Here is a 14,519-nt window from a genome sequence, read left to right on the forward strand (position 1 = left end):
GGAGACAACCCATGAACAAGATCGGCGAACACCCCAAGGCGGACCCTGCTTCCAATGCCGAAAAGGCGCCCGAGAACTGGACGACCGGCGACGAGGCGATGACCGGCGCACAGGCCAGTTACCTCAAGACGCTGGCCGAAGAAGCGGGCACGCCCGAGGCCTACGATCCGGGTCTGAGCAAGGCCGATGCATCGGTCAGGATCGACGAATTGCAGCAGACAACCGGCCGGGGCAGCGACGACGCGTAACCGCGCCCGGCCCCTAACCCTGCGCCAGTTGCCGCTCCACGTCGGTCCATAGCTTCTTGAAGGCACGCGCCGCGGCGCTGCGCGGAGCGAAGGCACCGACGGGGGCGAGCTTCGTCGCGCATTGCTCGATCGCGCTTGCGGCCGGGATGACGGGCCATTCCCGGGCTTGCGCAACCGCTTCGCGGTGGAGCGTGCGGCGGCGATCTACCGTCGAGAACACCGGCATGATTCGCGGGGCCTTCTTGCCCTGCGCACTCACCTGCTCGCGCACGGTTTCGAGCGCGCGGGCCGATAGCGGCGAGGGCGGGATCGGCACGAGGATCAGATCAGCGGCGCGCACGATCTGGCTCGAGAGCTCGCTGAGCACCGGCGGGCAGTCGAGGATCAGCCGGTCATAATCCTTCATCATCTCGGCGGTCAGCTTCGCCATGCGGTTCTTCTTGCCGATCTCGGCCAGCTGCACGTCCAGCGCGCGGATCGATTCATCGGCGGGCAGCAGGTCGAGCCGCGCATAGTCGGTCTTGCGGATGAGTTTTGCGGGATCGATTTCCTTGGCGATCACGCTGGTCGCGCGCTTCTTCTTCTTCGGGTCGACGCCCAGCAGGAAGCCCGCGCCGCCTGCCGCATCGAGATCCCACAGCAAAGTGCGCCGGCTCGATTGATTGGCTGCGCACCACGCGAGGTTGGCAGCGAAGGTCGTCTTTCCGACCCCGCCCTTAACGCTGTAGATCGCAACGACCGCCATTTCTCGCCGTTCTCCCTTGCCGCGAACGCTTTTGATAGTGTTTCAACCGCGCAGGACATGCAATCGAAAAGCCCGCAAATCGGGGAGCCCGAGGGTGCCATGCCGGGCCAGGAGTGGGCCGAAACGAAAACGGGGCGGCACCTCGTTAGAGGCCCGCCCCGCATTCGCGTAATTTCGTGTGGGCGATCAGCCCTCGTAGTCGCCGCCGACCGAGGTCGAACGGGTCGGGGTCGCGGCGGTCACCCGCAGCGCTTCGGCCGACTGGCTGAGCGAGCCGACTTCATCGATCTCGTCATCGTCGTCCGGCAGGATCTTCTGCAGGTTGGTGACCATGCTTTCCTGCAGGTCCTTCGGCTTGACGGTCTGTTCGGCGATTTCGCGCAGCGCGACGACCGGGTTCTTGTCGCGATCCCGATCGAGCGTGATTTCGGCTCCGCCCGAGATTTCGCGCGCGCGCTCGGCGGCCAGCAGGACGAGGTCGAAGCGGTTGGGAACCTTGTCGACGCAATCTTCAACGGTAACGCGCGCCATATCCGGGGCACTCCATACAAACGGTCATTTCGGGATCGAGCGCGCCACATAGCGACAGGTGCGGCGATTTTCAACGCAAATCCGGTGCGCCGCTGCGCGCCTGATCCTCGCTGAGTGTTCTTCGCCGCCCCTATTCTTCGCCGAAGTCTGAATAATCGCGATACGAGGGCGAGCTGAACTTGGTGTATTCGCTCTGGAAGATCAGCGGCACGTTGCCGGTGGAGCCGTGACGCTGCTTGGCGACGATCAGCAGCGCCTTGTTCACCAGCCTCTGGTGCTCTTCCATCCAGTCCTGATACTTCTGCGCTTCGTCGGGCGATTCCGAGCCGTCCGGCACGTTGGGCATCTGCGCCTTGTGGTAATATTCGGCGCGATAGATGAACCAGACCATGTCGGCGTCCTGCTCGATCGAGCCCGATTCGCGCAGGTCGGCCAGCTGCGGTTTCTTGTCCTCGCGCTGTTCGACCGCGCGGCTCAGCTGCGAGAGTGCGATGACCGGCAGCTCCAGCTCCTTCGCCATCGTCTTGAGACCCCGGCTGATTTCCGAGATTTCGTTGACCCGGTTGTCGCTCGCGCGGCCCGACCCCTGGAGCAGCTGCAGGTAGTCGACCACGACGAGGCCGATCTTGTTCTTCCGCTTCAGCCGCCGCGCGCGCATCCGCAGCGCGTCGATGGTGAGCGCGGGCGTATCGTCGATGAACAGCTGCAGGTCGGCCAGGCGCTGGCTCGCTTCGGAGAGGCGCGTGAATTCGTCGCGCCCGATATCGCCCGAGCGCAGCTTTTCCGAACTGATCTCGGCCTGTTCGGCAAGGATACGCGTGGCCAGCTGGTCGGCGCTCATTTCGAGGCTGAAGAAGGCCACCGGCGCGCCGCCCGAATCGGGGCCGCCGTCGCGCTGCTGCTTGAGATATTCGTAAGCCGTGTTGAACGCGATGTTGGTCGCCAGCGAGGTCTTGCCCATGCCCGGACGACCGGCGAGGATCACGAGGTCGGAATTGTGCAGACCGGCGGTCTTCTCGTCGATCGTGGCGAGGCCAGTGGTGCGCCCCGAGAGGCCGCGATCCGAATTCATCGCCTTCTGCGCGAGTTTCAGCGCGGCGATCGAGGCGTCCTTGAAGGTGCTCGCGTCGCTGCCGATGTTGGTGCCCTCGGCAATCTCGTAGAGCGCGGCTTCCGCCGATTCGATCTGCTTGAGCGGTTCGACCGATTCGGATGTGTCGAGCGCGTCGGTCACCAGCGTGCGGCCTACCGTCACGAGCTCGCGCAGCAGCGCCAGGTCGTAGATCTGTTCGGCCAGCTGGCGTACCGCGAGCAGGCCCTGCCCGTCGGCGGTCAGGCGCATCAGATAGCTGGTGCCGCCCAGCTGCTCGAGATGCTCGCTGCCTTCGAAATAGGGCTTGAGCGTCACCGGGCTCGCGGTGCTGCCGCGCTCCATCATGGTCAGCACGCGTTCCATGATCAGGCGGTGCGCGGGCACGAAGAAATGATCGGGCCGCAGCGGGTTGGGCAGTTCCTCGTAGACCGAATTGTCGATCAGGATCGCGCCCAGAAACGCCGCCTCCGCCTCCACGTTGGACGGCAAGGCGCGGCCCACTTCGGTCGCGGCAGTGCCCGGCGTGGCGGCGTTGGCTTGGGAATCGGTTGCGGCTGGATTGAGCATGAGTGTGTCGTCGGGCATTTGCGGGACAGTGTGCGAACCCGCGGCGGCCCGCAACCCATCCCGCGCGCGCAAAATCTTCTCCCCCCTGTGAATAAGGCAAACAAGCCGATGAGGCCTTGCCGGGGCTATCACATTTCTGCGAAGGCAGTCGCGATCACATGGCCGACCACCGCATCTCGAAAATCGATCTCGACGACTCGACGATCCTGTGGCGCAATGCCGACGTCGAGCAGGAGCGGCGCGTCGCGATCTTCGATCTGATCGAGGAGAACACCTTCAAGCCTGTCCGCGCGGCGGAAAAAGGCGCGACCGGACCCTATCACCTCGGGCTGGGCGTGCGCGACGACCGGCTCGCGCTCGACATCGCGACCGAGGATGGCGAGCCGCTGGAGACGATCATGCTCGGCCTCGCGCGCTTCCGCCGCCCGATCCGCGACTATTTCGCGATCTGCGACAGCTATTACCAGGCGATCCGCAAGGCGACCCCGGCCGAGATCGAGACGATCGACATGGCCCGGCGCGGCGTTCACAACAACGCCGCCGAGCTGCTGGTCGAACGGCTGGAAGACAAGGTCGAGACCGACTTCGCGACCGCCCGGCGGCTTTTCACGCTGATCTGCGTGCTTCACATCCGGGGGTGATCGCGGTGGCCCGGACTTCGAAACGCCCGCTGTGGCTCAAGCTGATGCTTGTCGTGCTGATTCTCGCGCCGCTGGGTGGCGGCGCCTGGCTATGGTGGGACCTGAGAACCTGGCAGCCGCCCGAGAGCGAATATCCCGAACAGGGCGCGGACCTTTCCGGCGGCACCGGCGAGATGAATTTCGCGGTGCTCAAGGGCCATGGAGCCGATTTCGTCTATCTCCCCGCTACAGGGGGCGAGGGCGAACGCTCGGCCAGCTTCACCCGCAACCTCGCCGCCGCGCGGGCCGAAGGGCTGGAGGTGGGCGCGGTCCACCTGTTCGACCCCTGCGTCCCCGCCGACGGGCAGGCGGCGAATTTCGTCACCATCGTCCCGCGCGACGCGGATCTGCTGCCGCCGGCGATCGCGCTGATCGATACGGGCGAGGAGTGTCTGGAGCCGGTCACCAGCGGGCAGGTGCGCAGCGAGCTGACGATCCTCGCCAATCAGATCGAGGCGCATGCGGGCCGCCCCGCGATCCTGAAACTGGGGCGCAAGTTCGAGGAGACGCACGGCGTCGCCGCGCGGATAGAGCGCAACCTGTGGCTAGTGCGCACACGGCTGGAACCCGACTATGGCGGGCGCCCGTGGCTGATCTGGACGGCGAACGAGAAATACGAGAGCGGGGCGAGCGACCAGCCGGTCGCCTGGGCAGTGGTGAGACCATGAGCAAGACACGCGACGAAGATCTGATCGCAGCGGCGCGCAGCGCGGCGGGTCATGCCTATGCGCCCTATTCGGACTATGCGGTGGGCGCGGCGCTGCGCTTTGCCGATGGCGCGATCGTCACCGGCACGAATATCGAGAATGCGAGCTACGGGTTGTCGCTGTGTGCCGAGACGGTCGCGGTAGCCAAGGCGCTGGCCGAAGGGCGGCGCGGCGGGCTGGTGACGCTCGCGGTGACCGGACCGACGGGCAAGGGCGGCGATGCGCCGATCACGCCATGCGGGCGCTGCCGCCAGGTGCTCAACGAGATCGCCCAACTCGGCGGCACCGATCCGCTGATCCTGTGCGTCGGCGCGCATGAGGTGATGGAACTGCGCCTGTCGGACCTGCTGCCGCACGGCTTCGGGCCTGCGCATCTCGATTAGGCGCATCTGGGGGTGGGGCGCACCGGTAACCTGATACCGCTCGCCCTTAGCTTGTCGAAGGGCTGTTCTTCTTCCTGAGATCTTGGCTCAAAAAGGAAGGACGATCCTTCGACAGGCTCAGGATGAGCGGGTCTTTTTTCCAGAGGGTTTCTAGTCCTCCTCGCTCTCCAGCCATTCGAGCAGCGCGCCAAGGCATTCGCGGGCTAGCATCTTGGAGCGGTCCGGGCTCCAGCCCTGCAGATCGTCCGGATAGTCCGCATTGTCCTTGAACGGCATTTCCAGCGTCATCGCGGTCGCGGCGTAGCGTTCCGCCACCTGGTTGGTGCTGATCGCGAGGTTGGCCTTGCCCGGGCCGGACTTGGGATAGCCCTTCTTGGTCTGGAAGTCGGGGCACCGCCGGTCGAGGATGCGCTGGTAGCGGTAGTAACGCTCGCCATGCTCGTCGCTCCAGCTCGGGATGCCTTCGTACCCGGCGAGGAAAACCGCGTCGATCGCCTCGTCGCCGTGGACGTCCATCGCGAAGTGGACGCCGGTTTCGTCCATCGCATTGCGGATGGCGAGCACTTCGGGTGAGCGTTCCGCGCTGGGCTCGGCCCATTCGCGGTTGAGGTTCACGCCCCTGGCATTGGTGCGCAGGTGCCCGCGCGCGCTGCCATCGGGGTTGCAGTTGGGCACGATGTGGAAGCGGCACTTCTCGCGCAGCGCCCGTCCCAGCGTGTCCGCCGGATCGCACAGCAGTTGCAGCGCGCCTTCCATCCACCATTCAGCCATGCTCTCGCCCGGATGCTGGCGCGCGTAGAGCCAGACCTGCGTTTCGCCTTCGCCCATTTCGAGGCAGTCGAGCGGGCGCCCGTCGAGCGTGTCGCCCAGCTTGCGATGCGATACGCCCTCGCCGCTCGCGCATTCGGCGATCAGATCGTGATGGCGGTCGATCGAGAAGGGCGCGAAATAGGCGAACCAGACGAGATCGCCGGCGGGCGTATAGCGGATCGTAAGCGTACCGCCTTCCTCGTCCTTGTCGAAGGTCGACGGAGCGCGGCCCCAGAAATCGCGGTCTTCGGAAACGCAGGCGTTGTAGTCGGGCCAGCCCGCCGGATAGGCGCTGTCGTTCAGCCCCACGATCTTCAGCACCAGTTCGCGCCCGCCGGTGTTGGCGACGCGGAAATGGAACCACTGTTTGAATTCGCTGTCGCGATCGGGCTTCAGGCGGAGCATCGCGCTCCCCTGATGCACGGTCATCACGTCGATGCTGCCGCTGTCGAATACGCTGTCGATGACGATATTGCTCAAGGATTGACCTCCACTTCGATTGTCTCGCCATTATTACCGGGAAAGCCGCGGAACAAGGCGTCTGCCAGCGCGGCTGCTGCGGGCTCGTTTTTCGCAAGTGGCGACTTGGCTGGCGCATCGAGTCGCGCACGCCCTTCCCACAGAACTTCGTTGGTGGCCACGTCGCGGATGCGCACTTCCATGCGGGTCACGACGCGCGGCTGCGGGCCGCCGCCCAGATTGATGCCGACGCCGATGCCCACGCCGCTACCGTAGCTGCCGGTCGATCCGCCCGCACCCACGGTTACCGGGCTGCGCCGTCCGCGGCTGTCGATCTGCGTGCGCTCCACGCTGACGCTGGCGGTCTGGCGTGCGCTGCTGCGCGCGCTTTCGTTATAGCCGTAGGCCGCGAGTTCGCCCGCGACCGCAGCCTTGTACGGCGTCAGCGCGAGGCCTTGCTCGGGCGAACCGGGTGCGGTCTCCACGAATAATCGCGTATTGCCGAGTTGCGAGCGCGCATCGGCATCGACGAAGCGCGTGACCTCGATCGGGCCTGCGGGCTTGGTGGTCGAGCAGGCGCTCAGCGCCAGCGGGAGGGCGATGGCGGCGAAGGGGATGGCGAGTCTGCGGCGAGCCTTCATGGCGGGGCCTTTCTGTTGCAAAGAAGGTGCTTGTTGCGGGCAACGCACGACACTGGCAATCCGTGCCGACGGCACCACGCATCGGGCCAGCCCTTCGCGCCCCCTGAAGCGCGGGTTGCACGCAGTCCTGCTTGACTTTTTGGCGCTGCGCCATAAATGGGCCCGCAACGATGGCGGCATCGCAGGCTGATCTGCGGTGCCGATTTGTTTTGTATAGGCTCCGTTTTCCCCGGACCTAGCTAGATTCAGGGTAGTACCATGAAGATTCGCAACAGCCTCAAGTCGCTCAAGAAGCGTCACCGCGACAACCGCGTGATTCGCCGTCGCGGCCGCACTTATGTGATCAACAAGACCAACAAGCGGATGAAGGCGCGCCAGGGTTGATCCTCGGGCTGATGCCCATGGAACCCGCGCCTTACGCTGGTTAGGTCGTTCTCGCGACGCGCGCACGATACGTGCTGCGCGATCGCTGTTGCGCGTGGTCGCCACGCACGAAAAAGCCCTCCGCGCCGTTAACGGCCGGAGGGCTTTTTCGTTGCGGCCGCGCCGCTCGCCCCGCAGTGGGTGAGCGACCGGCCGGGACAGGATGCGATCAGGCGTCGGCGCCCGCCGCACGGCAGTTCGCGAGGGCGTCCGCATCGAGCTCGGTGCCGTCGAAGGTGAAGGTCGCGACCGGACCGAATTTGCGGGCCAGGCGCTCGCAGACCACTTCGGGGCGCGAGCGGGCCTTGCTGCCTACGCAGATCGTGTCCGAACAGATGAAGGTGCCCCCGCGGATCACTTCGGTCCGCCGTTCGACCGACTGTTCCAGCGTCGCGCGGTAATAGACGCTCGAGCCCTTGGACGGGAGTGCCTGCGCAGGCGCGGGGGCGAGCGCGGCACCGAAGGTCAGCGCGGTGGTCAAAATGGCGACGCCGGCGATGGCGGTCTGGCGGAGGGGGGTCTTGAAGAGGGTCATGGCGGGCTCCCTAGGGGCGGTGTGTCGAAGGGCAACCACATTAGGTTGCGAATCACCACCTATCTTCCTAGGTTGCAGGTTGCAACTGAAAACTTAGTTTCGATTTTGTGCCTATCGCGAATTGCGGTAGGTCTTGCTGCTTGGAGATGATCGATCATGGGTACTGACGTACGCGAGCCCTTGAAGGAACTGAGTGCCTGCGGCCTTCCGGCGGCGCTCGAAGTGATGGGCGAGCGGTGGAGTTTCATGATCCTGCGCGCCAGCTTCAACGGCGTGCATCATTTCGAAGAATTCCTGAGCGAGCTGGGCATTGCCCGCAACATCCTCTCAAACCGGCTCAGCCGTCTCGTCGAGCACGGCATCCTCGACCGTGTGCAGGACGAGGCGGATCGGCGGCGGGTCGAATATGCGCTGACCGAGAAGGGCTTCGACCTGCTGCCCGCGATGGTCTCGCTGCGGCACTGGGGCCTCAAATACGGCATCGAGACCGCCGGGATGGACCCGGTGATCGTAGACGAGCGCGACCGGATGCCGATCGGCCCCGTCGCGATGCTGGCGCATGATGGCCGAATCCTCGGCCCCGCCGACCTCAACATGATTGCGCGCAAGGACCTGCCCGAGGCCGGCCGCGACCGGCGCGAGGGTGCGCCCGCCGACGCCCCGCACGCGCTCCACAATTGCGACGATCCGGATAGCAAGCTGGACGACGAGCCGCGCGAGGCGGCGGAGTAGAATTCAGACGAGCCGCTCCGGCGTCGGCTGTCGGCACCGGTTCCTAACCGGCGTTCAGTCTGGCCAGTGGCCGCCCTTGCGGCATTTGGGCACGGCGCCATCGCGCGTGTTCGCCAGCATCTGGTGGAGCTTTTCCAAGCCGTTGGGCGCGCTCGGGTCGTAGCCCGACAAGGCCTGATCGATGGTCATGACGGCCTGGCACACCCGTGCGCTCATCACTCCGTCCAGGTTCAGATAGCCACCGGCGAGCGTCATCATCGAAAGGCCCTTTGCGACGATCAGCGTGTTGCGCTGCGCTGCAGTCATCTCCGGCACGGAGCGTTCGAACCGCACGGTCTCATCGTAGACGGCGCGGCATTGGTCGAGCACCATCGACGCGAAGCCACCCTGCTTGGCAGCAGTGTTGCACCGATTGGCGGCGATGATCCGGGCGTCAAAGAGGTTGGATGGCAGCAGGTCGCGGGCGGACGCGGTGACCGGGGCGACACCCGACAGGCCCAGCATAGCCGCCGCCACCAGCAGCGCGCTCATTGAACCGCTCCGCTTCGGACGGGCCGGGCTAGCAATACTTGTTGACCGGATTTCCGAGGCACAGGTTCTTCTCATATCGTCTCCAATTCGCGATATCGCGTGACGAACTGCCGAACGGCGTGATCGGCTGGCGCACCCGTCCGGGCGAGGTGTAGCCCGCGTTGTTGGCCTGCGATCGCCAGGTGTTGGTCTGCTGCGTTGCGATCTGCGCGCGCATCCGCGCCTCGTCCGCCGCCTGCTGCTGTCGGTTAAGGTAATCGACCCGTTTCTTCAGCCGTGCGGCATCGGGGCAGCTTTCCTGCAAACCCGTCCGGCAGGCCATCGTGTGGTACTTGTAGGCGCGGCGGTAGCCCCAGTTCGCCTCCAGCGCCTGCGCCCAGGCGCGGCATGCGCTGCCGGATTCGTAGCGTTCGCACAGCGTCTGCGAGAGGTCGTAGGTGATCGCGTTGTAGAAGCCCGCCTCGTTCTTGAAATAGGCCAGCGCTTGGTAACAGGTGCTGGGCGCAGCACCGAGCATGCAGACATCGGCCATCACGATCGCCCGCTTGGCGCGGTCGGTGGTTTCGAAATCGTCCCACGGGCGGCACAGGTCATACATCCCGCCGAAGCAGGATATGCGCGCGAACATGTGCGAGATCGGGCGATCGTCGCCTTCGAAGCTGGTGTTCTTGAAGCGGCGATAGCCGATCTCGCAGCGGTCCATATCGCCTGCCGAACAGGCCTTCATCCACGTCGTCGCGACATCGCGGTCGGTCCGGCCGAAGAGCTGCGCGGCCAGGTCGATCGCCTTGTAGCAGGCAGCGCGGTTTGTCGAACTGCACGCTTCGAGGCTGGCCCACCATTGCGACTTCGCGTCCACCGATGGCGCCTGCGCGGCGATCGGCCCGGCCGACATCGCGAGCAGCAATGCCAGCAACCCCGCTGTCAGCCGCACAAGCATCAGCTGTTGTCGGCTTCGCAATCGTCCAGCGCGGTCCAGAGCGCGCCCGAACCGGTCCAGGTGAACGGGCCGTAGGTATTGCCATCCATCTCGACCGAGAAGGCGCTTTTCCCCCGCAGCGCCGCGTAGGTAGCGTCGGACGCTTCACCCGGGCCCCAGCCGCCCCACGCAGATTCGCGAAACCCACCGACATCATATCCGCCCGAGCGCGATGGCGCGCTGCTGCCCGTATCGAAGACGACGGTGACGGGGTGGTTCGCGTTCGGGTCCGCATCGCTGAACTGCTGCATGAAGGGCCCTTCGAGCGAGACGCTGAGATTGCCGTCGCGCAGGCGGCGCGAGAATTCGGCGAAAATCCGCTCTCCGTCGCTGTCCTTGCCCTTTACGGCGACGCGGCAGACGCCGTTGTTATACTCGATGGCCAGACCGTTCTCGTCGATCTTGGGGCCATCGTAAAACGTAATCGCCTGTAGGGCGATGACGGGCGACAGGGTGAGGCCGATGGCCAAGGCGATGCTCATGCAAGGGGACTCCCGGTGTTCTTGACCCGGACGAGCCTAGCCGGTGCGCGTGCTGGCTCCAGTTACAAATGCCGTCAGGATTTGATGGGTTGGACGCTGGTTCGGATCGGGCGCATGCGTATTCGTTTGCCGAACGCGGTGGCAATTCGCTGCGCGGCGCTCTAGCGAGCCGTGCGTGTTCCGCCTCCGCATCTTGATGGCAGCCCTGGCGATCCTCTCGCTCGCCAGCATGCCCTTCGGCTACATGCCGGATCGGGGTGCGGACGGAGGCTTCGTCCTACGGATCTGCGGCGGCACGATGCCGATGGTCCATCGCAGCGGGCACGAGGCATCTGCAGGCTCGATGCATCACGGTGCCCATGACAAGAAGGACCAGTCATCGTCGGACCAGCACGAGATCCGCTGCAATTACGCGGTGCCCGGCCTTGCCGCGATGCCTGCGGCCGCGCTGGTCGAAGACCGGATCGTCCTGCCGCTCGCCGACGAGCCGCTTGTCCAGCATCCTCTGACGGGGCTGTTCCCGCCCCATCTCCCCCCGTCCACCGGGCCTCCTTCCGCCTGATCGCGACGCGGCCATGCGCCGCATCCCAAGCTCACGATCATTCAGGAAATCACTTATGAAACCCGTATATTTCACGGGCGGCGCCGCGCTGGCGTTCGCCCTTTCGAGCAGTGCCGCCATCTCTCCCGCCCACGCACACGATGTGTATGCAGACGATCACGCACCGATCGGCGTCATGGGCGACCATGCGCACGCGAAGGGCGAGTTCATGTTCTCCGCCCGCGTGATGCACATGGAAATGCAGGGCAACCAAATCGACACCGACGACGTGTCGCCCGACACCATCGTCACCACCATCCCCAACCGCTTCGCCGGCATGCCCGGCCAGCCGCCGACCTTGCGCATCGTCCCGCTGGAGATGCGGACGGACATGGTGATGCTCGGCGCGATGTATGCGCCGTCGGACTCGGTCACGCTGATGGTGATGGGCAATTATGTCGAGAAGGAGATGGACCACGTCACCTATATGGGCGGCATGGGCACCACGGTGCGCGGCAATTTCGAGACCAATCCCAAGGCCTTCGGCGACACCAAGGTTTCCGCACTGTTCCCGCTGCTCGGCCTGCCCGCGAAGGGCGCGATCGACAGCGACGAACTGACGCTGAAGGCGGGTGTCAGCCTGCCGACCGGATCGACCGACGAGACCGCGCAGATCCTCACCCCGATGGGCGGGACCCCCACGGTGCGCGCGCCCTACATGATGCAGGCGGGCACCGGGACCTTCGATCTCGAGCCTGCGCTCACCTACAAGGGTCGGCGCGGGAAGTTGGGCTTCGGCGCGCAGGCTGCTGCTTCGATCAAGCTGGACGAGAACAAGTGGGGCTATGCCTTCGGCGACACCTACGAAGCGACCGCATGGCTCAGCTATCGCCCGGCGAAGTTCATCAGCCTCTCGGGCAGGGTGAAGGGCCGGACCATGGCCAGCATCGACGGGATCGATCCCAACATCATGGGTCCGGTGCAAACCGCCAATCCCGATTTCCAGGGCGGCGACCGGATCGACCTGATCGGCGGGATCAACCTGGTCGGCACGCACGGCCCGCTGGCGGGGCACCGCCTCGGGATCGAGCTTGGCGCGCCGGTCTACCAGAACCTCAACGGCCCGCAGATGGCGGGCGACTGGATGCTGACGGTCGGCTGGCAGAAGGCGTTCTGAGCTGCAACGCGGAGCGGGCGGGCTTGCCGCCCGCTCCGTTTGCCGCCCTCAGCCCCACACTTCGATATTGTCGCGCCGTTCGACGCGGATCGGCAGGTCGACGTCGACCAGCGGGCTAAGGTCGTGCTCCGCGAACAGCGCCTTGGCCGCCGGGTGGCGACCTGCCGCGATCAGCCGCTGCCACAGGAAGACCGTGTAGGGCTGCACGCCGCCGGTATAGGCGACGTCGCGGAACGAGGTTTCCACCTGCCCGATCACGCGGCGGTGCGGCTTGTCCGCCACCGGCTCGCCCGGCTGCGGCTTGTGCTCGGCGACATAGCTGCGCAGGAAGGCCAGCCGGTCGATCAGGTCGGGCGTCAACTCGCGCGCGATCTGCGCGAGCAGCGGGGGGAGCGTTGCGGGCAGCGCGTCCTCGGGAAATGCGGGCGCAGGCTGCGCGAAGTCCACCAGGTCGAGGCCGGGCGCATGCATCCGCTCGACCCAGCGGAACACGCGCGGCGCGCTCTTCTGCATGATCGCCAGCGGGACCGGATCGCGCCCCAGATGCGCGAACAGCGGCCCGAACAGCGCGTAGTCTGCGATGCTCGGCGTCGCGCCCAGCAGGAAGGGAAAGGCCGCGAAATGCGCATCGAGCGTGGCAAGCAGTTCGCCATAGCTTTCCTCGATCGCAGGAATTGTCGCGGCATCGACGCCCAGCATCGGCAGGTAGGAATGCATCCGCGCCATCGTCGCCTCGGCGCGTTCTTCATCGCCGCCGGTGGCAAAGGCATCGCGCAGGAACAGCTCCTGCTCGGCCAGATAGCTCCACCGGTAATGCATCGCATGGCGCGTCAGAGCGACCACCGCGTAGAGTTCGACCAGATGCGCCAGCGCGAGCAACCGCGCGTCGCCGGGGTAGGCGGGGTGGGGGACGGGCGCGCTGTCCTCCCCCTCGAAATGGTCGATGATATCGACCGTGTCCTGAATGATCGTGCCGTCGGCCAGCTCGACCACCGGGATGATCGCCCGCCCGATCGCGGGCATGATCCGCGCGGCAAAGTCGGGATCGGTCGGCGGCCGCTCGACAAAAGCGATCCCCTGCGTGCGCAGATAGGAACGCGCGCGGCCGGTATAGAGCGAATGGGGCAGGCCCCACAGGGTGATGGGCTGTGTCATGCCGGGGTGGTCCCGCGTGGGGGCGGGGAGGTCAAGGGGGGTGCAGGTGTCTTGCTGGTCCATGCTGCCACGCCTAATCTCGCAGTGCATTCCCTCACGTATGGGTAGCGCTTGACTCAAATTCAGCACGTCCTACCGCTCCTGCCGCGCTCGCTGGTTCAGAGGGTATTAGCGTCCGTGACGCTAAATTGGGGGAATTATGAGCTATAGCGACGACCGCATCGAAATACATTTTGATGTTCACGAGCCAGTTGAATTGGTCGAGTTGACCCTCGCCTTTCAGGGGCTTGGGCGCGACTATAAGCGCTTCTTGCACGACCGAGCGCGGTCTGATGGTAAGAAAATAAACGTCGAGGACGTGAAGCTCTACATCACGAAAATCGAATCCAACTGCATCCTCGCGGAATTGGCTGGTGGCTCGTCCATTCTCGGCGCGGTCTACAGCGTGATGGACTACCAAAACATCTTCACTGATTATGTTCGCAATTTTCGTGACACGGTGACGTATTTCAGGGGCTTGTCCAAGGCTAAAGAAGTTCGAGCAGCGGAGATAGAAACAACTAAGGCTGGCGCCCAAGCGATCGCCGACCTGATGGGCGTGGTGGGCAAAAACCGCAGCGGGAAGTTCGCTTTGCGTGCGCGTGCTGGATCCGAAACGTCGGACGGGCGCAAGGTATATGCTGAAATCGAACTGACAAGCGACGAGGCGGCTGAGGCTCAGAGAGGCGCACTCATCGCGAAAAAGGTATTAGACTACCGGGGGGGCGCGGATCACTCGAACGTGTTGCTGTATTTCCAACAAACCTCCACCGACGATGCCAAAGCGGTGGGACGAACCGCGGATAAAGCGATAATCCGTTCGATTTCAAAGGACGCTTTGCCCGTTCACTTCGCGTCTGAACTCGATCAGGCACGCATTAACGACATGAAAGGCGATCCTAACCAGAACCCTTTTAAGGCAGCTTTTCGAGTTGACGTTAACGTCGAACTGGATCGACATGATCTGCCGCGCTATTATCGCGTCCTTCATATTCATGAAGTCTTGCCCGACGAGGGCGAAGAATGAAGCTGTGAGATAATGTGGGAACTATGCTGGTGAT

General features: G+C 64.8%; 19 protein-coding genes. 9 read left to right on the forward strand and 10 right to left on the reverse strand.

Features of this window, described 5'->3' with window-relative positions; genetic code table 11:
• Positions 1-11: 11 nt before the first annotated feature.
• Positions 12-248, forward strand: a complete 237-nt coding sequence (locus AAG612_RS12495) for a DUF3072 domain-containing protein (RefSeq protein ID WP_342510556.1) — start codon at positions 12-14, stop codon at positions 246-248.
• Positions 249-261: 13 nt separating this feature from the next.
• Here AAG612_RS12495 and AAG612_RS12500 read toward each other — a convergent pair whose 3' ends face one another.
• From AAG612_RS12500 to AAG612_RS12510, 3 genes are all read right to left on the reverse strand, one after another.
• Positions 262-993, reverse strand: coding sequence for a ParA family protein (locus AAG612_RS12500; protein ID WP_342510558.1), 732 nt, complete (start codon positions 991-993; stop codon positions 262-264).
• A gap of 186 nt (positions 994-1,179) precedes the next feature.
• Entirely contained in the window at positions 1,180-1,524 is a 345-nt protein-coding gene (rpoZ, locus tag AAG612_RS12505) for a DNA-directed RNA polymerase subunit omega (RefSeq protein ID WP_342510561.1), read from the reverse strand.
• Positions 1,525-1,654: 130 nt separating this feature from the next.
• Positions 1,655-3,202 carry a replicative DNA helicase gene (locus tag AAG612_RS12510; protein ID WP_342510563.1) on the reverse strand — a complete coding sequence of 516 codons (1,548 nt, stop codon included), beginning with the start codon at positions 3,200-3,202 and terminating at the stop codon, positions 1,655-1,657.
• Positions 3,203-3,342: 140 nt separating this feature from the next.
• On the opposite strand from AAG612_RS12510, the gene AAG612_RS12515 reads away from it, so the two are divergent.
• The 3 genes from AAG612_RS12515 to AAG612_RS12525 are packed head-to-tail and all read left to right on the forward strand — an operon-like array spanning position 3,343 to position 4,954.
• Positions 3,343-3,825 carry a UPF0262 family protein gene (locus AAG612_RS12515; RefSeq protein ID WP_342510565.1) on the forward strand — a complete coding sequence of 161 codons (483 nt, stop codon included), beginning with the start codon at positions 3,343-3,345 and terminating at the stop codon, positions 3,823-3,825.
• A gap of 5 nt (positions 3,826-3,830) precedes the next feature.
• The gene (locus AAG612_RS12520; RefSeq protein ID WP_342510567.1) at positions 3,831-4,532 is read left to right on the forward strand and encodes a glycoside hydrolase family 25 protein; all 702 of its coding nucleotides are present in this window, start codon (positions 3,831-3,833) and stop codon (positions 4,530-4,532) included.
• Positions 4,529-4,954, forward strand: coding sequence for a cytidine deaminase (locus AAG612_RS12525; protein WP_342510569.1), 426 nt, complete (start codon positions 4,529-4,531; stop codon positions 4,952-4,954). The genes AAG612_RS12520 and AAG612_RS12525 overlap by 4 nt, the downstream gene beginning before the upstream one ends.
• 150 nt (positions 4,955-5,104) lie before the next feature.
• Here AAG612_RS12525 and AAG612_RS12530 read toward each other — a convergent pair whose 3' ends face one another.
• Together AAG612_RS12530 and AAG612_RS12535 are read right to left on the reverse strand one after the other, a co-directional pair.
• Positions 5,105-6,244 carry a M14 family metallopeptidase gene (locus AAG612_RS12530; protein WP_342510570.1) on the reverse strand — a complete coding sequence of 380 codons (1,140 nt, stop codon included), beginning with the start codon at positions 6,242-6,244 and terminating at the stop codon, positions 5,105-5,107.
• Positions 6,241-6,864 (reverse strand): DUF4136 domain-containing protein, encoded by a 624-nt coding sequence (locus AAG612_RS12535; protein ID WP_342510572.1) that lies wholly within the window; start codon positions 6,862-6,864, stop codon positions 6,241-6,243. The genes AAG612_RS12530 and AAG612_RS12535 overlap by 4 nt, the downstream gene beginning before the upstream one ends.
• Positions 6,865-7,122: 258 nt before the next feature.
• Between AAG612_RS12535 and ykgO the strand changes: the two genes are divergently transcribed.
• Positions 7,123-7,248, forward strand: coding sequence for a type B 50S ribosomal protein L36 (ykgO, locus tag AAG612_RS12540; protein WP_010410131.1), 126 nt, complete (start codon positions 7,123-7,125; stop codon positions 7,246-7,248).
• A 208-nt stretch (positions 7,249-7,456) separates the two neighbouring features.
• Here the strand turns inward: ykgO and AAG612_RS12545 are convergent, their stop codons facing one another.
• Complete coding sequence (locus AAG612_RS12545; protein ID WP_342510577.1) at positions 7,457-7,822, reverse strand: CC_3452 family protein; 366 nt, start codon at positions 7,820-7,822, stop codon at positions 7,457-7,459.
• Between the two features lie 156 nt (positions 7,823-7,978).
• Between AAG612_RS12545 and AAG612_RS12550 the strand changes: the two genes are divergently transcribed.
• Entirely contained in the window at positions 7,979-8,554 is a 576-nt protein-coding gene (locus tag AAG612_RS12550) for a winged helix-turn-helix transcriptional regulator (RefSeq protein WP_342510579.1), read from the forward strand.
• A gap of 54 nt (positions 8,555-8,608) precedes the next feature.
• On the opposite strand, the gene AAG612_RS12555 is transcribed toward AAG612_RS12550, so the two are convergent.
• From AAG612_RS12555 to AAG612_RS12565, 3 genes are read right to left on the reverse strand one after another with little or no spacing between them, the layout of a single operon-like run.
• Positions 8,609-9,085 carry a hypothetical protein gene (locus AAG612_RS12555; protein ID WP_342510581.1) on the reverse strand — a complete coding sequence of 159 codons (477 nt, stop codon included), beginning with the start codon at positions 9,083-9,085 and terminating at the stop codon, positions 8,609-8,611.
• Between the two features lie 28 nt (positions 9,086-9,113).
• Entirely contained in the window at positions 9,114-10,025 is a 912-nt protein-coding gene (locus tag AAG612_RS12560; RefSeq protein WP_342510583.1) for a hypothetical protein, read from the reverse strand.
• Positions 10,025-10,546, reverse strand: a complete 522-nt coding sequence (locus tag AAG612_RS12565; protein WP_342510585.1) for a hypothetical protein — start codon at positions 10,544-10,546, stop codon at positions 10,025-10,027. The genes AAG612_RS12560 and AAG612_RS12565 overlap by 1 nt, the downstream gene beginning before the upstream one ends.
• 175 nt (positions 10,547-10,721) lie before the next feature.
• Between AAG612_RS12565 and AAG612_RS12570 the strand changes: the two genes are divergently transcribed.
• Positions 10,722-11,108, forward strand: a complete 387-nt coding sequence (locus AAG612_RS12570) for a DUF2946 family protein (protein ID WP_342510587.1) — start codon at positions 10,722-10,724, stop codon at positions 11,106-11,108.
• A 55-nt stretch (positions 11,109-11,163) separates the two neighbouring features.
• The gene (locus tag AAG612_RS12575; RefSeq protein ID WP_342510589.1) at positions 11,164-12,264 is read left to right on the forward strand and encodes a transporter; all 1,101 of its coding nucleotides are present in this window, start codon (positions 11,164-11,166) and stop codon (positions 12,262-12,264) included.
• Positions 12,265-12,312: 48 nt separating this feature from the next.
• Here the strand turns inward: AAG612_RS12575 and AAG612_RS12580 are convergent, their stop codons facing one another.
• Complete coding sequence (locus tag AAG612_RS12580; protein WP_342510591.1) at positions 12,313-13,419, reverse strand: glutathione S-transferase family protein; 1,107 nt, start codon at positions 13,417-13,419, stop codon at positions 12,313-12,315.
• A 199-nt stretch (positions 13,420-13,618) separates the two neighbouring features.
• On the opposite strand from AAG612_RS12580, the gene AAG612_RS12585 reads away from it, so the two are divergent.
• Positions 13,619-14,485, forward strand: coding sequence for a hypothetical protein (locus AAG612_RS12585; protein ID WP_342510594.1), 867 nt, complete (start codon positions 13,619-13,621; stop codon positions 14,483-14,485).
• The last annotated feature ends 34 nt before the right edge of the window (positions 14,486-14,519 follow it).

The organism is Citromicrobium bathyomarinum, from assembly GCF_038594605.1.
GTDB classification, from domain to species: Bacteria; Pseudomonadota; Alphaproteobacteria; order Sphingomonadales; family Sphingomonadaceae; genus Alteriqipengyuania; species Alteriqipengyuania bathyomarina_B.